This window comes from Nocardiopsis sp. LOL_012 (assembly GCF_048060475.1).
In the GTDB taxonomy this organism is placed as follows: domain Bacteria; phylum Actinomycetota; class Actinomycetes; order Streptosporangiales; family Streptosporangiaceae; genus Nocardiopsis.
This window is the reverse complement of record NZ_JBHMIV010000003.1, coordinates 99,407-118,769: the sequence shown is the minus strand read 5'-3', so window position 1 is coordinate 118,769 and position 19,363 is coordinate 99,407. Positions and strand designations below refer to the sequence as shown.

At 69.8% G+C, this 19,363-nt stretch carries 15 protein-coding genes and 1 tRNA gene; 3 read left to right on the top strand and 13 right to left on the bottom strand.

The annotated features are described in order from the left end of the window. Positions 1-254: 254 nt before the first annotated feature. The 7 genes from ACFHWE_RS03150 to ACFHWE_RS03120 all read right to left on the bottom strand — a co-directional run bounded on the left by ACFHWE_RS03150 (position 255) and on the right by ACFHWE_RS03120 (position 6,940). Positions 255-1,370, bottom strand: coding sequence for an ABC transporter substrate-binding protein (locus ACFHWE_RS03150; protein ID WP_416599022.1), 1,116 nt, complete (start codon positions 1,368-1,370; stop codon positions 255-257). A gap of 273 nt (positions 1,371-1,643) precedes the next feature. After that, positions 1,644-2,711, bottom strand: a complete 1,068-nt coding sequence (locus ACFHWE_RS03145; RefSeq protein ID WP_416599020.1) for an LLM class flavin-dependent oxidoreductase — start codon at positions 2,709-2,711, stop codon at positions 1,644-1,646. Positions 2,712-2,742: 31 nt separating this feature from the next. Next, positions 2,743-3,891 (bottom strand): ABC transporter substrate-binding protein, encoded by a 1,149-nt coding sequence (locus ACFHWE_RS03140; protein ID WP_416599019.1) that lies wholly within the window; start codon positions 3,889-3,891, stop codon positions 2,743-2,745. A gap of 37 nt (positions 3,892-3,928) precedes the next feature. After that, on the bottom strand, positions 3,929-4,762 hold the full coding sequence (locus tag ACFHWE_RS03135; protein WP_416599116.1) for an ABC transporter permease: 834 nt from the start codon (positions 4,760-4,762) through the stop codon (positions 3,929-3,931). Positions 4,763-4,785: 23 nt separating this feature from the next. Then, positions 4,786-5,580, bottom strand: a complete 795-nt coding sequence (locus tag ACFHWE_RS03130) for an ABC transporter ATP-binding protein (RefSeq protein ID WP_416599018.1) — start codon at positions 5,578-5,580, stop codon at positions 4,786-4,788. Further along, a complete protein-coding gene (locus tag ACFHWE_RS03125; RefSeq protein WP_416599016.1) occupies positions 5,577-6,089 on the bottom strand; it encodes a flavin reductase family protein in 513 nt (170 codons plus the stop codon). The genes ACFHWE_RS03130 and ACFHWE_RS03125 overlap by 4 nt, the downstream gene beginning before the upstream one ends. 416 nt (positions 6,090-6,505) lie before the next feature. Continuing rightward, on the bottom strand, positions 6,506-6,940 hold the full coding sequence (locus tag ACFHWE_RS03120; RefSeq protein WP_416599015.1) for a hypothetical protein: 435 nt from the start codon (positions 6,938-6,940) through the stop codon (positions 6,506-6,508). A gap of 218 nt (positions 6,941-7,158) precedes the next feature. Here ACFHWE_RS03120 and ACFHWE_RS03115 point away from each other — a divergent pair, with 218 nt between their 5' ends. Then, the gene (locus ACFHWE_RS03115; protein WP_416599014.1) at positions 7,159-8,718 is read left to right on the top strand and encodes an MFS transporter; all 1,560 of its coding nucleotides are present in this window, start codon (positions 7,159-7,161) and stop codon (positions 8,716-8,718) included. A gap of 153 nt (positions 8,719-8,871) precedes the next feature. On the opposite strand, the gene ACFHWE_RS03110 is transcribed toward ACFHWE_RS03115, so the two are convergent. The 3 genes from ACFHWE_RS03110 to ACFHWE_RS03100 form a co-directional block, all read right to left on the bottom strand. Next, positions 8,872-9,126, bottom strand: coding sequence for a PspC domain-containing protein (locus ACFHWE_RS03110; RefSeq protein WP_416599013.1), 255 nt, complete (start codon positions 9,124-9,126; stop codon positions 8,872-8,874). A 201-nt stretch (positions 9,127-9,327) separates the two neighbouring features. Then, positions 9,328-10,878: an MDR family MFS transporter gene (locus ACFHWE_RS03105; RefSeq protein ID WP_416599012.1), complete on the bottom strand. Its 1,551-nt coding sequence runs from the start codon at positions 10,876-10,878 to the stop codon at positions 9,328-9,330. 66 nt (positions 10,879-10,944) lie between these two features. Next, positions 10,945-11,553, bottom strand: a complete 609-nt coding sequence (locus ACFHWE_RS03100; protein WP_416599011.1) for a TetR/AcrR family transcriptional regulator — start codon at positions 11,551-11,553, stop codon at positions 10,945-10,947. Positions 11,554-11,781: 228 nt separating this feature from the next. Between ACFHWE_RS03100 and ACFHWE_RS03095 the strand changes: the two genes are divergently transcribed. Then, positions 11,782-11,854: transfer RNA gene (locus tag ACFHWE_RS03095), tRNA-Lys, on the top strand. A gap of 308 nt (positions 11,855-12,162) precedes the next feature. Here the strand turns inward: ACFHWE_RS03095 and ACFHWE_RS03090 are convergent. From ACFHWE_RS03090 to ACFHWE_RS03080, 3 genes are read right to left on the bottom strand one after another with little or no spacing between them, the layout of a single operon-like run. Next, the gene (locus ACFHWE_RS03090) at positions 12,163-12,612 is read right to left on the bottom strand and encodes a hypothetical protein (RefSeq protein ID WP_416599009.1); all 450 of its coding nucleotides are present in this window, start codon (positions 12,610-12,612) and stop codon (positions 12,163-12,165) included. Beyond that, on the bottom strand, positions 12,609-13,055 hold the full coding sequence (locus tag ACFHWE_RS03085) for a helix-turn-helix domain-containing protein (protein WP_416599007.1): 447 nt from the start codon (positions 13,053-13,055) through the stop codon (positions 12,609-12,611). The genes ACFHWE_RS03090 and ACFHWE_RS03085 overlap by 4 nt, the downstream gene beginning before the upstream one ends. A 22-nt stretch (positions 13,056-13,077) precedes the next feature. Continuing rightward, on the bottom strand, positions 13,078-13,449 hold the full coding sequence (locus ACFHWE_RS03080; RefSeq protein WP_416599006.1) for a type II toxin-antitoxin system RelE/ParE family toxin: 372 nt from the start codon (positions 13,447-13,449) through the stop codon (positions 13,078-13,080). 419 nt (positions 13,450-13,868) lie between these two features. Between ACFHWE_RS03080 and ACFHWE_RS03075 the strand changes: the two genes are divergently transcribed. Then, positions 13,869-19,325 carry a carboxyl transferase domain-containing protein gene (locus ACFHWE_RS03075; RefSeq protein ID WP_416599004.1) on the top strand — a complete coding sequence of 1,819 codons (5,457 nt, stop codon included), beginning with the start codon at positions 13,869-13,871 and terminating at the stop codon, positions 19,323-19,325. Positions 19,326-19,363 lie beyond the last annotated feature (38 nt).

Below are 19,363 nucleotides of genomic sequence, written 5' to 3'. Positions count from 1 at the left end.
GGCGGCGTGAAGGACGGTGGGGGATGCCGCCGCCAGAGGCCGCACGCGGATGCCCGTGGCCGGCCCGTGGGCTCACACAGCAGGCACCCTAGCCCCCGGGTGCCACCTTGGCATCAGTTGTGTCACGTATTTCCAACGGGATGGGTGCGCCGAAACGGGAAAGGGGCCCGAGAAGCCGCGTGCGATGCGGTCCTCGGGCCCCGGTGCCCCTGTTCCCGTCCGGCGGACGGACCCGGCTCACGGAACGGGCGGGCTCACTCCTCCCAGACGAGCTCACCGTCGGAGTGGACGGCCTCCAGGTACTCGGGGGCGAAGAGGGGCTCCAGCTCCGGCAGCTCCTCCAACTGGCCGTACTCCACGATGGTGCTGCCCTCGGCCTCGGTCAGGGCCAGGTCGATGTAGCCGTACGGGCTGCCGTCCGGGGTGGACTCCATGACCAGTGCGCTCTCGGCCTCCCACACCTTGAGGTTGTGGTCGACGTCGTACTCGGCCCCGGCGAGTTCGGCGGCGTACTCGACGCACTCCTGGCCGTTCTCGACGCAGTAGTCGAAGGCCCGCGACATGGCGCGCAGGAAGTCCTCGACGGCGGTGGGGTTGGCCTCGGCGAAGTCGGGGCTGGTGGCCATCACGCCGAAGGAGCCCTTGACGTCGTACTCCTCGGGCATCCAGGCGGTGTAGTCCTCGCCCATGGCCTCCAACTGGAAGGGCTCGTTGGAGCGGAAGGCGGTCAGGGACTGCACCTGGCCGCGGGGCAGGACGGAGGGGTCGTAGCCCACCTCCACCTGCTCGATCTGGCTCATGTCGACCCCGGCGGCGTTGAGCATGGCCTCGACGGGTGCGGGGAGCATGCCCTTGTGGCCCAGGGTGGTGCCTTCGAGGTCGGTGAGGTCCTCGATGTCGGGGCCGGTCAGCAGGGTGGCGATGGGCACGTGGCCGTAGGTGGCCACCCCGATGACGTCGCTGCCGGCGTTGTTGGCCTGGAGGATCTCGGCCTCGTTGCCCAGCGAGGTGAACTGGGAGGTGCCGGCGGCGACGGTCTGGGCGTTGCCGATGGTGTTGCCGTCGCCGGGCTGGATCTCCACGTCCAGGCACAGGGCGTCGAAGTAGCCCAGGGCCTGCGCGGCGATGGGCTCCAGGATGCTCACCGAGGACTGGTACTGGAAGCCGGTGAGGTAGGTGATGGTCCCCGCGGCCTCGTTGGCCTGGCAGCGCTCGTCGTCGATGACCGCCGCCGTGTTCGCGCCTTCGGCGTCCGTTTCGGAGCCGTCGTCGCCCGAACCGCACGCCGTGGCCAACAGCAGGGCCGACAGGGCGGCCGCGGAGGCGAGGCGCGTCCGGTGGCGGGGGGAGAGTTGAGAGGGGGTGGACATGTTTCCGGCTGCTCCTTTTTCGGGGGAAGAGGCCACCGTTGCTGGCCGGTTGAGCTGCAAACGGTGACATTTCGACACAAGCGTGTTGAGTTCTATCAACGTGCTCGAAGTTGCTTATATCTAATCGGCGGTGATCACCGCATAAAATGAGACCTTAATCCACAAAAGTCCCTCCCGTATCGTGATGCGGAGAGGGCCCGGTCCACCGCACGCTCACGTGGCGGACCGGGCCTCCGCTGGCACGGGAGGAAACCGCGTCGCGGGTCGGCCGGTTCACGCGTCCGGGCGCAGACGCGGCATGACCTGTTCGCCGAACGCCTCCAGATCGGCTTTGTAGTCCGGGAAGATCAGCATGAGGCCGTCCAGTTCGGCGGCGGCCACGAGTTCCTGGACACGCTTGGTCACCGTGTCGGGAGAGCCGGTGACGAACGGGGCCTGGAAAACCTCGTCCGCGGGGTTCTCCGCGGTCAGGGACAGTGCCTTGTCGAGGGGCAGGCCCCAGGAGCGCTTCATGTTGACGGCGGCGTCGGTGTCGATACCGCGGCCGAACTCCTGGCGCCGCGCCTCGGCGGCGGCGTCGGTCTCGTCCATGACCACGGTCAGCATCGAGTAGGTCTTGATGCTGCGCCCCTCCTTCCGGGCCCGACCGCGGACGTCGCGGCTGGCGTCGCGCAGGCCGTCCAGGGTCTGCGCCGTCAGGAAGGAGCCGTCACAGTGCCTGGACTGGAAGTTCAGGCCGGTGTCGGAACGGCCCGCGCTGATCAGCGTCGGCATCGGGTCGGGGTGCGGTCGCGACCGGCAGTCGTCCAGGTGGAAGAACTCACCGTCGTGGGTCACCGAGTCCTCGGTCCACAGGCGCTTGAGGACGTGCGTCCACTCGTCCGTGTACCGGTAGCGGGCGGCGTGGTCGATGTCCTCCCGCCACAGGCCCATCTGCGCGAACTCGTCCACGTAGGAGCCGACGACGATGTTCATCCCGGCCCTGCCGCCGCTGATCTGCTGGAGGGTGGTGAACATCTTCGCGGTCAGAGCCGGATGGAACAGGTTGGTGTGGACCGTCGACCACACCTTGACCCGCTCCGTGGCCTCGGCGAGCCCCGACATCATGGTCATGGACTCCAGCGTGCGGCCCCAGTGGTCCGTGGACCCGTCGTAGCCGCGCCACTTGCCCATGGACATGACGAAGTCGAAGCCGTGCCTCTCCGCGGTGACGGCGGCCCTCTTGTTCTCCTCGTAGTCCGCCTCGGGGTGGGGGGCGGTCTCGGAGAGGATCCAGCCTCCGTTGCCGATCGGCAGGAAGAGGCCGTACTCGGTCGGCTCCGGCACACCTGGTTCTGACATGTCGTTCCTCAGTCGCTTCCGTGTTCGGTCATTACTGTTGGGCCTGCTCCTCGGCCATGTCCTCGATCTCGGTCCCGCCGGGCCAGGTCACGGTGCCCAGCGTGTGCACCGACACCAGGTACTTGGGCTCGAAGAGCAGCTCCAGGTCGGGCAGCTTCTCCAACTGCTCGTACTCCACGAGGGTCCTGCCCTCGGCCTCGGTCAGGGCCAGGTCGATGTAGCCGACCGGGGTGTTCTCGGACGTGGAGGCGATGGCCAACTGGCTCTCCGCCTCCCAGACCCGGAGGTTGTGGTCGACGTCGTACTCGGCGCCGCCGAGCTCGGCGGCGTACTCGACGCACTCGCGGCCGTTCTCGACGCAGTAGTCGAAGGCCCGCGACATGGCGCGCAGGAAGTCCTCCACGACCGTCGGGTTGGCCTCGGCGAAGTCGGGGCTGGTGGCCATCACGCCGAAGGAGCCCACCACCTGGTAGTCCTCCGGCATCCAGGCGGTGTAGTCCTCGCCCATGGCCTCCAACTGGAAGGGCTCGTTGGAGCGGAAGGCGGTCAGGGACTGCACCTGGCCGCGGGGCAGGACGGAGGGGTCGTAGCCCACCTCCACCTGCTCGATCTGGCTCATGTCGACCCCGGCGGCGTTGAGCATGGCCTCGACGGGTGCGGGGAGCATGCCCTTGTGGCCCAGGGTGGTGCCTTCGAGGTCGGTGAGGTCCTCGATGTCGGGGCCGGTCAGCAGGGTGGCGATGGGCACGTGGCCGTAGGTGGCCACCCCGATGACGTCGCTGCCGGCGTTGTTGGCCTGGAGGATCTCGGCCTCGTTGCCCAGCGAGGTGAACTGGGAGGTGCCGGCGGCGACGGTCTGGGCGTTGCCGATGGTGTTGCCGTCGCCGGGCTGGATCTCCACGTCCAGGCACAGGGCGTCGAAGTAGCCCAGGGCCTGCGCGGCGATGGGCTCCAGGATGCTCACCGAGGACTGGTACTGGAAGCCGGTGAGGTAGGTGATGGTCCCCGCGGCCTCGTTGGTCGCGCAGCGCTCGTCGTCGATGACGGAAGCGGCCTCCGCCGCCTCCGGTTCGTCCTGGGCCCCGCCGCACGCCGAGGTCAGGAGGAGGGCCGCGGCCGCGCCGGCCGCGCCGCGTATGTACCGGGAACGGCGGGGGGAGGTGGGGGTGGAGGAGGGCATGCCGGTGTTGCTCCGATCATGGTGGAGGAGTGAGGGGTTACCGCTGTGACTCGTGCCAGAACAGCAGCCTGCGTTCGAGGAGGGTGGTGAACGCAAGCATCAGTACGCCCATCGCCGCCAGGCAGATGACGGCCGCGTAGACGTAGGACAGTTGGCCCATCGCCGCCGAGTTGCGGATCATGGTGCCCAGCCCCTGGGAGGAGCCGGCGGCGACGAACTCGGCGACGACGGCGCCCACGATGGACAGGGGCAGGACCACGCGCAGGGCGGCCATGGCGTAGGGGAGGGAACTGGGGACGCGGAGTCTGAACAGGATCTCCATCCGGGAGGCGTGCAGTGTGCTGAACACGTGCATCACCGGTACGGGGACCGAGCGTAGCCCCGTCGTGACGTTGATCAGGACCGGGAAGAACGTGATGATCGCCGTGACGATCACCTTCGGGGCCAGGCCGAAGCCGAACGCCACCACCAGGGCGGGGGCGACGGCGATCACCGGGGTGACGTTCAGGACCACGGCGAGCGGCATGATCGCCCGCCGCAGCACCGGGATCTCGGACATGAGCAGGGACAGGCCGAACGCCAGCCCGGCGCCCCAGGCAACGCCCATGAGCGCGATGCTCAGCGTCGACCAGGCGTTGCCCAGGAACGCCAGGGGGTCGTCGGCGAGTGTCGCGCCCACGTCGGGCAGCCTCGGCAGGACATAGGGCTGCGTCTCGGCGATGTAGGTCCACCCGGCGGCGACCAGGGCCACGGCGACGACCGTGGGCAGCCACATTCCGGGCCGGAGGGGGGAGTCGCGAAGCCGGCGGCGCTTGCCGGGTACGGGACCCGTGGGCGAGGGGGCTCTGTTCGCGCCCTCGGAGGTACTGATGGTGGCCACGTTCTCTCCTCCCGTCACTGGGGAATCAGGTCGTCGGGGGCGGCGCCGGCCTGCCAGGCGTCCTGGAGGGAGGCGCGTACCCGCTCCTCCAGTGCACGCGCGCGCGGCCCGGCCACCTCGCCGCCGTCGCGCGGGCGGGGGAGGTCGACGGGCAGGACCTCGTGCACACGCCCGGGGCGGGCCGACATCACCACGATCTCGTCCGAGAGGGTGATCGCCTCGCGCACCGAGTGGGTGACGAACACCACAGTTGTGGACATGCGCTCCCACAGGCTCAGCAGGTGCCACTGGAGGGCCTCACGGGTGAACTCGTCCAGCGCGGAGAAGGGCTCGTCCATGAGCAGCAGGTCCGGGCGCATACCGAACGCGCGAGCGATGGCGACGCGCTGCTGCATGCCGCCGGACAGTTCGTGGGGGTACTTGCGGGCGGCGTCGGCCAGCCCGACCAGTTCCAGCAGGGATTCGGGGTTCTCGCTGCCCCGGCCCGCCCTCCGGTTGACCCGGGAGGGGAGCGACACGTTGCGCCGCACGTTCAGCCAGGGCAGGAGGGCCGGTGTCTGCGGGACGAGCCCTACCGCCTTGGCCGCGCACATCTGCCGCGGTGTGGAGCCGAAGAGGGCCGCCCGGCCGGAGTCGAAGCCCTCCAGTCCGGCGATGACGCGCAGGAGCGTGGACTTGCCGCAGCCGCTGGGGCCGATGAGGCTGACGAAGTGTCCTCGGGGGATGGTCAGATCGATGTCGTCGAGGACCGGTGCCAGGGCGCCTTCGTAGGTCTTGGTCAGTCCTCTGACGGTGATGCTCTCGTTCACGCTGCCCCCAGGCGACGGAAGCGGCGCCCCTGGTACACCAGCGGTTCGGCGTCGTGGCGCCGGACGCGGGAGACCTCGGCGAGGATCATCGTGTGGTCGCCCGCGTGCTGGAGGGAGTGGACGGTTCCCTCCAGCACGAGGGCGGCTTCGGGGAGGACGGGGGCGCCCAGGTCGCCTGGGACGAACCCGGTGGCGGCGAACTTGTCGGCGCCCCTGGTGGCGAAGACCCTGGCCAGGCCCTCCTGGCCGTCGGCCAGGACGTTCACGGCCAGGGTCTCGGTGTGCGAGAAGGCCTCGTGGCACTCGGCCTTGGTGGCCAGGAAGACGGCGATCAGCGGCGGCTCCGCCGAGACGGACACGACGCTGTTGGCGGTGAAGCCGTGGCGGCCGGTGGAGATCTCGGTGGTGACCACGCTGACCGAGGTGGCCATGTGGGCCAGGCCGTCGCGTAGGGCCCCTGGTTCCTCGCGTATGTCGGTCGAGCGGGCTGTGGGGGAGGGCGAGGTCATGGCTGCTCCTCAGGGACGGGCTCGTGCTGTCGGCGGCCGCTGGGGTGTGCGGGGGCATGCCGAAGGGGAAGGCGATGGGCTGCGTCGATCATGGGCGCGCCAAGAGGGGGGCGTTCCGGGTGAATCCGTGGTCCGCCCGGCCGTCCGCGGTGGCCGCGGTGCCGGTTCGCGTCCGCTCGGGGCGCGACGGCGGGCTCTGGTCGACGCAGGAGAGAGCGCGTGGGCCCGAGCGGGGACCACGTGTCGACGCGACCACATGGGAAGAGCCCACGCGCACACCCTCCATACAGGACACCTCAGGCATGGCGCCTGAGCCTTCGACGGAGAGCGGGCGGAAGCAGGGTTGTCGACGGCCCGCGGGAGTCGTTGACTCGGCAAGTGTAGACGAAAAGGATGGGCTCATAGCGGGGTATTGGTCACTTGGTCGTATCCGATAGCTGGATATTTCGGTTCTGGTCCATGATGAGGACGTGGATGTGGTACGAGGCGAGCGCCGAGGGGAGCCACGCGCCGCTTCCCAGTAGACGGGTGAAGGGTGTACTCAACACCAGGAGGGCGCGAGCCTCGGGGAACCTGGTGTCGCGCAGCCACGCGAGCTTGAAGGCGTCCGCGATGACCTTGTTGCGGTGGGCGGACTTGACCTGCCCCCAGTGGAGGTAGCCCTGGGCGAGTACGGTCGGGGTTCTCCGGTCGGTGTCCGCGTAGTCGACCCCCACCCTTATCCCGTCCTTCAGCGTGAAGTCACGTGGTGCCAGCGGGACGCCGAGGAATTCGGAAAGCGTTTCGGCGGGTTCGGGGGTGGTGATCCCGTCCGTGCTCGTCGTCGGTGCGTTCCTCAGTGCGTTCCCCATGCGAGCAGACCATAGTGTACGGAAGGTCCTCTGGTGGGGAGGTAGACCACTGGTGTGAACAGAGTGAACGACTCTTCGACACTTCGTCCCACGTCGTGACATGTGTGACTTAGAGTTTCGTGGCGCATGTCACGTCTTATTTGTCAGCATTAGTCACATGATGTGCTGAATGCTCGTTGTCAGGTCGACAATGACCCTTTTGACACTTGGAGACCGGCGTGGTGACCGAAATCCCCCGAACCACTACCTGGCGTGCCTGGCTCGGCCTGGCCGTGCTGACACTGCCCCTGCTCATGTCCGCGACGGACATGACCGTCCTCTTCCTAGCACAGCCCTCCATCGCCGCCGACCTGGCCCCGAGCAGCACCCAGCTCCTGTGGATCCTGCACGTGGCCTCGTTCCTCCAGGTGGGAACGGTGCTCACCATGGGGTGGCTGGGGTCGCGGATCGGCTACAGGCGGCTCCTGGTGATCGGTGTCAGCGTATACGGGACGGCCTCCCTCGTCGCCGCCCTCGCCTGGGACCCGGTCATGCTCATCGCCACCCGGGCGCTGATGGGCGTGGCCGCCGCCTCCCTGCTGCCCAGCGCCACCTCGCTGCTGCGCGTGATGTTCCCCGACCCCCGGCGGTTCTCCGTCGCCATCGCGGTGATCATGAGCTCCTTCTCCGCCGGGATGGCGCTCGGCCCACCGCTGGGCGGGGTGCTCCTGGAGTACTTCTGGTGGGGTGCGGTGTTCCTCATCAACGTGCCCTTCGCCGTGGTCCTGCTGCTGGGGCTCCCCCTCCTGCCGCGCGTGGGCGGCGACACCACCGGTGCCGTCGGCCGCCCCGACCTCTTCGGCGCCCTGCTCTCGGTGGCCGCGGTCGTCACGGTGATCTTCGGGTTCCAGGAGATCGCCGACCACCGTGCCTCGGCGTCCGAGGCGCCGCTGTGGCCGTACGCGCTGAGTATCGCGGTGGGCGTCGCGCTCGGCACGGCGTTCGTCCGGCGCCAGTTGCGCGTTCCCGAACCGCTGCTCGACCTCAGGCTGTTCGCCGCGCCCGCGTTCACGGTGTCGCTCGCCGCCATGCTGCTGATGCTCATCGGAGCGGGCGGAGTCGAGATGCTGCTGTCCCAGTACCTCCAGTCTGTGCAGGGCCTCTCACCCGGGCAGGCCGGGCTTCTCCTGATCGCCCCCGCACTGGGCTCCATCATCGGCGGGATGCTCCCCACCCTGCTCAACCGGTGGATGCGCCCCGGCTCCGTCATGGGCTGCGCGCTGCTGTCGGCGGGCGCCGGGGCGGCGGCCATGGTGCTGGCCCTGCGCGGCGGGGACACCGTGCACGTGATCGTGTGCGCCGTGGTGGTCGCGCTCGCCCTGGGGCCGATGTTCACCCTGGGCTACAACCTGGTGATCGCCTCCGCGCCGGTGCGGGGCACCGGTTCGGCCGCGGCCATGGGCGACGTCGCCGGCGGTCTGGGGACCGCGCTCGGACTGGCCCTGCTGGGAAGCCTGGCGGCGGTGGTCTACCGGCAGCGGCTGGCGGACGGCGCTTCCGCGGACGTGCCGCCCGAAGCGCTCGGCCGGGCCGGGGAGAGCATCGGCGGCGCGACCGCCGTGGCCGACTCCCTCACCGGGACGGCCGCGGCCGAGCTGCTGGAGGCGGCCCGGTCGGCCTTCTCTGCGGCGGTCCAGGCGGGATACGGGGTCACCGCGCTGATCCTGCTGCCGCTGGGCGTCGTGGTCCTGTGGACGCTGCGGCACGTGAGGCTGGACGAACTCGACTCCGACGCCTGACGGAGCCCGCGGCCGGCCGGGGGCGGTGCGTGGGTGCTCAGCGCTCCGAGCCGCCCCCGGCGGCGGTGTCGCGGGTCTCGTCGTTCTCGCGGTCCTCGCGGGGGACACGCAGTTCACGGGGCTTCCACCCCGGCTGGGAGCGAATGGTCCACATCACTGGTTCGGCTTTCCTTGGAAGTTGCGGATGATCTCTTGCAGCAGGGAGTTGCTCTCACTCTCGGCGGGCATGAGCAGCCAGGCGAGGATGTACACGAACGCGCCGCCGCCCAGGAGCGTGAAGACCACGAAGGCGAGTCGGACGATCGTGGCGTCGATGCCGGCGAAGGCGGCCATACCGCCGCACACCCCCGTGAGGAAGCGGTCGGTGTCACTGCGTTCGAGGCGCTTGGCCCGGGTCATCTCGTTCATGTCTCCAGACTGCCCTCCCTTACTGACGATTCCCATCGGGGACAGCCCTGGACCGTCCCTGACATCCCCCTCCGGCACCTCCCCGGGTGCTCCTGAGGCGGTTCCAGTGCGCCCCCGTGCCAGGTGAGACGGCACGGAGGCGCTGATGGTTCCGAGTTCGGCGAAAACGTATGGTCAGCCCGCTGCGGCGGTGTCGTTCTCCTACGGGCCCTCGGACTTCGGAGCGTCGCCGATGCTGGTGGCCAGCGGCCGCTCCTCGATGAACCAGGAGAGCACGAAGCCCGCGAGCACGATCGGCACGGCGTAGACGAACACCGGCGGCAGCGCCCCGGAGAACGCCTCCACGATGAGCGCGCGCACGGGGTCGGGCAGGGCCTGGAGCATCTCCGGGGTCATGGAGCTGATCCCGACCTCGCCGCCCTCGAAGGCGGGCGCGTCACCCGGCAGGCCGGCCACCCGCTCGTTGAGGCGGGAGACGAAGATCGAACCGAACACGGCGATGCCGAAGGAGGCTCCGATCTGGCGGAAGTAGTTGTTCGCCGAGGTCGCCGCCCCCAGGTCGCGCCGGGGTACCGAGTTCTGCACGATGAGGACGAGGTTCTGGATGACCATGCCCAGGCCGATCCCGAAGATGAACAGCGCCGCGGCGATGTAGGGGTAGGAGGTCTCGCTGTCCATCCGCGAGAGCATGAGGACCCCGACCGGCATGATGAGCGTGCCCAGGATCGGCCAGTGCTTGTAGCGGCCGGTGGCGCTGATCAGGCGCCCGGTCCCGATGTTGGTGATGAGCATGCCGACCACCATGGGGATCATCCGCAGCCCCGACTCGGTGGCGGTGGCGCCGCCCACCATCTGGAGGAACGTGGGCATGTAGGCGATGGTGGAGAACATGGCGATCCCCACGGTGATGCCCACCAGGGCCGTCATGACGAAGTTGCGGTCGCGGAACAGCCGGAGCGGGAGGATGGGTTCGGCCGCCCGGCGCTCGACGAACACGAACGCGACCGCGCAGACCACGGAGGCGGCCGCCAGTCCCAGGATCTGCGGGCTGACCCAGTCGTACTCCGACCCGGCCCAACTGGTGCACAGGACCAGGCAGACGCTGGTCGCGGCCAGGAGGACGGTCCCCAGGTAGTCGAGCTTGGGTCGCGGGCCGTCCGGCTTGGGCAGGTGGAGCAGTGTGGCCGCCGTGAACAGGGCGACGGCTCCCAGCGGCAGGTTGATGTAGAAGATCCAGCGCCAGTCGAGGTGGTCGGTGAAGAAGCCGCCCGCCAGCGGGCCGATGACCGACGCCAGGCCGAACACGGCGCCGACGATCCCCATGTACTTCCCGCGATCGCGCGGGGGCACCACGTCGCCGATGATCGCCTGCGCGCTGATGATCAGACCGCCGCCGCCGATGCCCTGGACGGCGCGGAAGGCGATGAGCTGGGGCATGCTCTGGGCCAGCCCGCACAGGACCGAGCCCACGAGGAAGACCACGATGGCGAAGAGGTAGACGTTGCGGCGGCCGAAGAGGTCGCCGGCCTTGCCGTAGATGGGCATGCCCACGGTGGCCGCGAGGATGTAGGCGGTCACGACCCAGGAGAGGTGCTCCAGGCCGTTGAGTTCGCCCACGATGGTGGGCAGCGCCGTGGACACGATCGTCTGGTCGAGCGCGCCCAGCAGCACGGTCAGGATGACCGCGAGGAAGATCCAGCGCAGCCGGGTACGGGGTGCGCCTTGGTCGGGGGGTGCGTCGGTGGTGGTCATGGGGCCTCCGTTAGCCATGGGAAGGAACCCCGGTCGGCTCCGGGGCGGGAAGCGGTGCGAGGCGGGTCAGTCGGAGGACGGCGCGTAGACCTCGCTGAGGTGGTGGAACCCCTCGCGGAGCCGGGCACGCACGTGCTCGGCGTCCTCCCCCTCGTGGAAGTCGAGCCGTTTCATGGTGTGGCGCATGACCGACATGGCGGTCGCGGCGATCAGTTGCGGTCGGGCGTCCCCGGGAGCGGAGCCCAGGCGCTGGGCGATGGTCCGGCCCAGGCCCTCCTCCGCACCGTGCAGTTGCGCGAACGCCCGGGTCGCCAACTGCGGTTCCCTTTCCAGGATCTGCTTGCGGAGCCGCATGAGCGTGCGGTGCGCGGTGACGTCCTCCCAACTGACGAAGGAGGCGGTGATCAGGTGGGTGAGGTCGTTGACGAAGTCCCCTGTGGGACCTCCCGCGGTGAACACCTCCCGGGACTCCTCGTCCGGGGAGAGCGGGGCGTTGCCGAGGACGGCCTCTTCCTTGGTGGAGAAGTAGTTGAAGAACGTGCGCGGGGACACGTCGACCGCCGCGGCGATCTCCTCCACGGTCACGTTCTCCAGGTCGTGCTTCAGGGTGAGCCCGACCGCGGCCTCCTGGAGCGCACGGCGGGTGGCCTGCTTCTTGCGTTCGCGCAGCCCCATGGTGTGCCCCCTTCCAGTCCCCCTATAGTTGCATCGGCTGCAAAATTTCGCAATGTGTAGCAATTCACGTGCTGTAACGAACGGCGGTCCCGTCCGAAACCGGACGGGACCGTGGCGGGGAAGGCCCGCGCGTTGCCCTGAACGAACCGAAAGCCCAGATCCGTTGCTGCTGCGGTAGAGTTGGCCCCGGCGAGCGCCGGGGACATGCCCCGAGCCGCGCTGCGGCGCGGGCCTCTAGCTCAATCGGTAGAGCAGCGGACTTTTAATCCGTGGGTTCAGGGTTCGAGCCCCTGGGGGCCTACCGTGCCTCACCTGGGCGCCCCTCCTGCGGGAGGGGCGCCCTTCGGTGTTCTTCGGGCCTTGGGAGCCCGTAGGGAGCCCGGAAGTGCTGGGAGTGCCCCCGACCGCCCGTCGGCGGGGGACTGCGGCGGCGGACGCTTCGGCCGCCTTCCTGGCCACCTCCGGCAGGGGGCCGAGGTTCGCCTCAGGGCGAACCCCGGGCCTCAGGTTCGCCTCAGGGCGAACCCCGGCGGCGGAGCGGTCCGACTCTGGGCCGAGCGGCCTCGGGCAGCGGTGTGCCCTATGGGGAGACGCCCTTGACCGAAGGCTCTACAACTCCTCTTCCTCGCCCTCAGCCAGAGCCGCACCCGTGAGAGGGGGGAATCCGAGCTGAGGGCGTTTCACCCGAAGGCGTACCGCTGTCTGTTCGATGGCTTCTCGGGTATGGGCGTCGAGCAACTGGACCCCTGTGGTGGCCATGAACCCGTTGACCGCCTCTTCGCTGAAGGAGAACGGCTCCTCAGCGGAGAAGAAGATGGCGCAGTCCGTGACAAAAGAGGCCTCTGGTGTGACGAGGTCGGTGCGCAGTCTCACGGAGAACGCCTCGGTGGTCGCTCCCTCATTATGCGCGTACATCACCTGAGTGGTCCGAACCGTCTTCGAGTCGCTCGGCTCACTGTCCTCATGGCGCTTACCGTGCACCTCGAAGAAGACGGTCTCTCTGATCCGCAGGTGAGAGCGGAGCGCGTCCGCTGTATCCAGACGGACAGGGGTGCTCACACCTGCACCCGCCTACCGGTGGACCAGCCCCGCCCCAGCGGCTGAGGAATCGGCGCTCGGTTGTCTTTGGCCTGATGGGGTTGGGTGGCGCTCAGATGGCGGCGAACCCAGACCAAAGAGCCCCCGACCCGTGGCGCCGCCTCGGCGGCCTTGGGAAGCGCCGCTTCGTTCGACACCGTGTGCTCCACTCGGACACCGACGGCTAGGGCGTATCGCCGGATGGTGGAGAGGTGCGGGTCACCACCCAAGCGCTCGAAATCGGATACCCCCGGCTGGCTGCAGCCCATACGTTCAGCCACCTGCTGTTGTGTGAGCCCTCGCTTGCGGCGGATCTCGACCAGTGCCTTGATCAGGTCCATGTCCCGGGCCACCGCTGCTTGCTCGCGTTGGACCTCGGGGTCCGCTGGGTCGATTCCCAGCAGGTCAGCGATGTTCTGATCCATGCCAGCACACCTCCTATAGGGTTCAGCATATATCGCGGCGCTTGGCGTCGGCCAGCCTGTCCCTGGCTTTCCTGATCTCGCGTTTCTGTGCTCCCTGGCCCCCCTTCCGCTGGAATTTCAGCGCCAGCAGCACCAGTCCGCGCTGGTTCTTGCCGAAGTACAGACGGAACTGCATGCCTTGGTAGGAGAGTCTCGCTTCCAACAGCCCATTACGCAGGTCCGTCACGTCAGAGCGCAGGGTCTCGCCTCTTGCGATACGTTCCATCAGCTCGGCAAGCTCGACCTTGGGGGCACGGGGGAGCTTCTTGAATGTCTTGTCGATCTCATCGCGCACGACATCGTTGCCGGCCGGCGTCGTGTACCAGCTCCACGTCCACAAGCGGTCTCCAGCCATCGCACCTCATCTTTGAGTCAAGGGCTATTCAATCGCTGGGATCGACAGGCTGACTACCGCCGGTGCGCTTCTTGTAGACAAGTCACCCTGATGCCCGAATCGGCCTCCCCCCTTCTCCGGTCCTGCTCGAAGCGCCCCCAGGCCCTGACTCCGGGCGGGGACGGTGCGAGACTTGGGGCACCACGACCCCCGGCCGTGGACATCCGCACTGTTCGGAGGCCTTAAACTGCGCCGCGTGCCCCTACGGGCCGTCACCGGGACACGGCCGGCCGCTTTTGGACGTTTCCCACAACAACAGCCCCCCGGACTCCTCTCTCCCCGACATGGCGCCACCGGTCGGCGGGCGGGAGGATTGCACTCTGGGGAGTGCCGTCCCGGGGACGGCACACACGTCGTCTATCTGCGAAGGACCTGATCGGGTGTTCAGTCGTGTCGCCATCGTCAACCGTGGAGAGTCCGCCATGCGGCTCATCCACGCCGTACGGGACATCGCCGCGGAGACAGGGGCCCGGATCGAGACCGTCGCCCTGTACACCGACGTCGACCGCACGGCCGCGTTCGTCCGTGAGGCGGACCTGTCCTACGACCTCGGTCCCGCGTCCGCGCGTCCCTACCTCGACATGCAGGTGCTGGAGCGCGCGCTGGTGGAGACCGGCGCCGACGCGGCGTGGGTCGGCTGGGGCTTCGTCGCCGAGGACCCCGCGTTCGCCGAACTGTGCGAGCGGGTCGGCGTCACCTTCGTCGGGCCGAGCGCCGACGCCATGCGCAAACTCGGCGACAAGATCGGCGCGAAGCTGATCGCCGAGGAGGTCGGCGTCCCCGTCGCCCCGTGGAGCCGGGGCGCGGTCGAGACCCTGGACGACGCCCTGGCGTCGGCGGCGCGGATCGGCTACCCGCTCATGCTCAAGGCCACCGCCGGCGGCGGCGGGCGCGGCATCCGCGTGATCAACCACGAGGACGAGCTCGCCGACGCCTACGAGCGCACTAGCCAGGAGGCCGCCCGCGCCTTCGGCAGCGGCATCGTCTTCCTGGAGCGCCTGGTCACCCACGCCCGGCACGTCGAGGTGCAGGTCATCTCCGACGGCGAGACCGCGTGGGCGCTGGGCGTGCGCGACTGCTCCGTGCAGCGGCGCAACCAGAAGATCATCGAGGAGTCGGCCTCACCGGTCCTGAGCCCCGAGCAGACCGCCGAACTCAAGACGTCGGCCGAGCGGCTGGCCGTCGCGGTCGGCTACCGGGGTGCGGCCACCGTCGAGTTCCTCTACCACCCCGGCGACGGCATGTTCGCGTTCCTGGAGGTCAACACCCGGCTCCAGGTCGAGCACCCCATCACCGAGTCCACCACCGGGTTCGACCTGGTCAAGGCGCAGTTGCACGTGGCCTCCGGCGGCAGGCTCGAAGGCAGGGCGCCCGCCGAGCGCGGCCACGCCGTCGAGGCGCGGCTCAACGCCGAGGACCCCGACCGCGACTTCGCCCCCTCCCCGGGCCGCATCGCCCGACTGGACCTGCCAGCGGGGCCGGGCATCCGCGTGGACACCGGCGTCGCCGAGGGCGACACCATCCCCGCCGACTTCGACTCGATGATCGCCAAGATCATCGCCTACGGCCGCGACCGCGAGGAGGCGCTCGGCCGCCTGCGCCGGGCGATGGCCCAGACCACCGTGATCATCGAGGGCGGCGCCACCAACAAGAGCTTCGTCCTCGACCTGCTCGACCGGCCCGAGGTGATCGAGGCCACCGCCGACACCGGCTGGATCGACCGGGTGCGCGCCGAGGGCGGCCTGGTCACGCACCGGCACTCCGCCGTTGCCCTGGTCGCCGCCGCCATCGAGGCCTACGAGGAGGAGGAACGCGTCGAGTGCCAGCGCCTCCTCTCCACCGCGTTCGGTGGCCGTCCGCAGGTGCAGCACGAGAGCGGCCGTCCCCTGGACCTCAAACTGCGCGGCGTGGGCTACCGGGTGCGGGTGGCGCGCGTGGGTGCGCACCGCTTCCGGGTCGGGGTGGAGGCGGGCGGCGACGCCCGCACCGTCGACGCCGAACTCGACCGCTTCGACGAGCACACCGGCCGGATCATCGTCAACGGAACCCCCTACCGCCTGCTCACCGCCACCCATGGCCCCGTGCACATGGTCGAGGTGGAGGGCGTGGCGCACCGTGTCAGTCGCGACGAGGGCGGCGTCCTGCGCTCGCCCGCGCCCGCGCTGGTGGTGGCCACCCCGCTGAAGGTCGGCGCCGAGGTCGAGGCGGGCGCCCCGGTCCTGGTGCTGGAGAGCATGAAGATGGAGACGGTGCTGCGGGCACCGTTCCGGGCCCGGCTCAAGGAGTGCGCCGTGTCCGTGGGCAGCCAGGTGGAGACCGGTGCGGCGCTGCTGCGCCTGGAGCCGCTCTCCGACGGCGAGGACGAGGAGGACGCCGCTTCCGAGGCCGTGGAACTGGACCTGCCCGCCTCCGATGCCGCCGCCTCCGCGCGTCTGCGCCTGGCACGCGGCCGGGAGGACGTGCGGAGCCTGCTCCTGGGCTTCGACGCCGACCCCTACGACGAGCGCCGGGTGCTCCAGGACTACCTCGCCGCGCGCGCCGAGGCGGTCGGGGAGGGACACCGGCCGCTGGCCGAGGAGCTCCCGCTCATCGAACTCTTCGCCGACCTCGCCGAACTGAGCCGCAACCGCCCGGCCGGCGAGGACGCCGCCGCCGACGAGCGCGTCCACAGCGCCCGCGAGTACTTCCACACCTACCTCCAGAGCCTGGACGCCGAACGCGCCGGACTGCCGGAGGCGTTCCGGGACCGGCTCGCCAAGGCGCTCGGCCACTACGGGGTCACCGAGCTGGAGCGCTCGACCGACCTGGAGTCGGCGGTGTTCCGGATCTTCCTCGCCCAGCAGCGGGTGTCCACCGAGGTCTCGGCCGTCACCGCCCTGCTGCGCGCCTGGCTGGCGGAGCCGCAGCCGGACGAGGCGTTGAGGGAGACCGCAGGCCGTGCCCTGGAGCACCTGGTGTCGGCCACCCAGGTCCGCTTCCCCGTGGTCGCCGACCTCGCGCGCGGAGTGGTCTTCGCCTGGTTCGGCCAGCCGGTTCTGCGCCGCAACCGCGCCCGCGTCTACGCGAACGTGCGCAGGCACCTGCGCCACCTGGACGCCCACCCCGACGCCCCGGACCGCGCCGAGCGCATCGCCGAGATGGTGCGCAGCACCGAGCCGCTCGTGCGGCTGCTCGGCCAGCGGCTCGTCCGCTCCGACCTGGACAACTCCGTGATGCTGGAGGTGCTGACCCGCCGGTACTACGGCAACAAGGGCCTCACCGTGCGCTCCACCGAGGCCGCCGACTGCACGTTCGTGGTCGCCCAGCGCGCGGACTCGCGCGTGGTCTCCACGGCCGTGGGCTTCGAGGGCCTGGACCGGGCGCTGCGCGGACTGGCCGAATTGGCCGCCGAGGGCGAGGTCGACGCCGACCTCTATTTGGCCTGGGAGAAGCAGCCGGAGGACTCCGAGGCGATGGCCGCCGCGTTGCAGGAGGCCCTCAGCGTCCGTCCGCTGCCCGACCGGGTGCGCAGGCTGACCACGACCGTCGCCGGGCGCGACGGCGCGGTGATGCACCACCACTTCACGTTCCGCCCATCGCCCACCGGTATGGCCGAGGACCGGCTGATCCGGGGCCTGCACCCCTACATCGCGCAGCGGATGCAGATGGAGCGCCTGAGCAGGTTCGACCTCACCCGCATGCCTTCGGCGGACGAGGAGGTCTACCTCTTCCAGTGCGTGGCCAAGGAGAACCCGGCGGACGAGCGGCTCATCGCCTTCGCCCAGGTGCGCGACCTCACCGAACTGCGGGAGCAGGACGGCAGGCTCGTCGCGCTGCCCACGGCCGAGGAGACCGTGGCCGCCTGTGTCGACTCCATCCGCCGCGAGCGGGCGCGCCGGTCCTCCAGGAAGCGCTCCGACACCAACCGGGTGGTCATCTACGTCTGGCCGCCGAGCGGGCTCACCCGTGAGGAGATGGAGACGATCGTGGGCCGGGTGCGGCCCTCGACCGAGGGCGCGGGGCTGGAGGAGATCCTGTTCATCGCGCGCCAGCGCGACCCGGAGACCGGCGAGCTGACCAAGGTGGCCATCCGCATCTGCTCCGACCCGACCGGCGGCACCGAGCTGGTCGTCGGCGCGCCCTCCGACGAGCCGATCGAGCCGATCGACGACTACCGGCAGAAGGTGCTGCGCGCCAGCGCCCGCAACACCGTCTACCCCTACGAGCTGACCAACCTGCTCGGCGCGTTCACCGAGTACGACCTCGACGACACCCACGCGCTCGTGCCGGTGGACCGACCCAAGGGGCGCAACACCGCCGCGATCGTCGCGGGTGTGGTCACCACGCCCACCGAGCGGCACCCGCAGGGCGTCACCCGGGTGGTCCTGCTGGGCGACCCCACCAAGTCGCTCGGTGCGCTCTCAGAGCCGGAGTGCCGCCGCGTGATCGCCGCCCTAGACCTCGCCGAGCGGATGGAGGTGCCGCTGGAGTGGTACGCGCTCTCCTCCGGCGCCCGGATCTCCATGGAGTCGGGCACCGAGAACATGGACTGGGTGGCCGCCGCACTCAAGCGGATCGTGGAGTTCACCCAGGACGGCGGTGAGATCAACGTCGTGGTCGCGGGCATCAACGTCGGCGCCCAGCCGTACTGGAACGCCGAGGCGACCATGCTCATGCACACCAAGGGCGTCCTGGTGATGACCCCGGACTCGGCGATGGTACTCACCGGCAAGCAGTCGCTGGACTTCTCCGGCGGTGTGTCGGCCGAGGACAACTTCGGTATCGGCGGCTACGACCGGGTGATGGGCCCGAATGGCCAGGCCCAGTACTGGGCACCCAACCTGGCCGCCGCCCGCGACGTGCTCATGTCGCACTACGAGCACTCCTACGTCGCCCCGGGCGAGGACCGGCCGCGGCGGACGGAGAGCACCGACCCGGTCGACCGCGACATCCGCGACTTCCCGCACATGCTGGAGGGCAGCGACTTCACCACGGTCGGCCAGATCTTCTCCGCCGAGGCCAACCCGGACCGCAAGAAGCCGTTCGACATCCGGACCGTGATGCGGGCCGTCTCCGACCAGGACCACCAGGTGATGGAGCGCTGGGCGGGGATGGCCGACGCTGACACCGCCGTGGTCCAGGACGTGCACATGGGCGGCATGCCGGTGTGCCTGCTCGGCATCGAGTCCAAGTCGGTGTCCCGGCGCGGCTTCCTGCCCACGGACGGCCCGGACTCCTTCACCGCGGGCACGCTGTTCCCGCAGTCGTCGAAGAAGGCCGCGCGGGCGATCAACACGGCCAGCGGCAACCGGCCGCTGGTGGTGCTCGCCAACCTGTCGGGCTTCGACGGCTCGCCGGAGTCGATGCGCAAGCTCCAGTTGGAGTACGGGGCCGAGATCGGCCGGGCGATCGTGAACTTCCGCGGTCCCATCGTGTTCTGCGTGATCTCGCGCTACCACGGCGGAGCGTTCGTGGTGTTCTCCAAGGCCCTCAACCCGAACATGACCGTGCTCGCGCTGGAGGGCTCGTTCGCCTCGGTGCTCGGCGGCGCCCCCGCCGCCGCGGTCGTCTTCGCCGGGGAGGTCAAGGCCCGCACGGCGGCCGATCCGCGGGTGCGGGACCTGGAGGCCCGGGTGGCGGCGGCCGCGGGCACCGAGCGCGCGGCGCTGGCCGCCGAACTCGACGGGGTCCGCTCGTCGGTGCGCGCGGAGAAGCTCGGCGACGTGGCCGCGGAGTTCGACGGGGTGCACGACATCCGGCGCGCGGTGGAGGTGGGCTCGGTCGACGCCGTCGTCAGCGCCGCCGAGCTGCGCCCGCGCATCATCGAGGCCATCGAGTCCCGCCTGACGGGGGGCTGAGGCGGCTGCGGCGGCCGGGCCGACATGGCGTTGGCCCG

Bases quoted from the DNA above. Each gene is read 5' to 3' on its own strand.
- ACFHWE_RS03150 (WP_416599022.1), bottom strand. From the start codon at position 1,370: ATGTCCACCCCCTCTCAACTCTCCCCCCGCCACCGGACGCGCCTCGCC.
- ACFHWE_RS03120 (WP_416599015.1), bottom strand. From the start codon at position 6,940: ATGGGGAACGCACTGAGGAACGCACCGACGACGAGCACGGACGGGATC.
- ACFHWE_RS03105 (WP_416599012.1), bottom strand. From the start codon at position 10,878: ATGACCACCACCGACGCACCCCCCGACCAAGGCGCACCCCGTACCCGG.
- ACFHWE_RS03085 (WP_416599007.1), bottom strand. From the start codon at position 13,055: ATGGATCAGAACATCGCTGACCTGCTGGGAATCGACCCAGCGGACCCC.
- ACFHWE_RS03110 (WP_416599013.1), bottom strand. From the start codon at position 9,126: ATGAACGAGATGACCCGGGCCAAGCGCCTCGAACGCAGTGACACCGAC.
- ACFHWE_RS03100 (WP_416599011.1), bottom strand. From the start codon at position 11,553: ATGGGGCTGCGCGAACGCAAGAAGCAGGCCACCCGCCGTGCGCTCCAG.
- ACFHWE_RS03125 (WP_416599016.1), bottom strand. From the start codon at position 6,089: ATGACCTCGCCCTCCCCCACAGCCCGCTCGACCGACATACGCGAGGAA.
- ACFHWE_RS03140 (WP_416599019.1), bottom strand. From the start codon at position 3,891: ATGCCCTCCTCCACCCCCACCTCCCCCCGCCGTTCCCGGTACATACGC.
- ACFHWE_RS03145 (WP_416599020.1), bottom strand. From the start codon at position 2,711: ATGTCAGAACCAGGTGTGCCGGAGCCGACCGAGTACGGCCTCTTCCTG.
- ACFHWE_RS03080 (WP_416599006.1), bottom strand. From the start codon at position 13,449: ATGGCTGGAGACCGCTTGTGGACGTGGAGCTGGTACACGACGCCGGCC.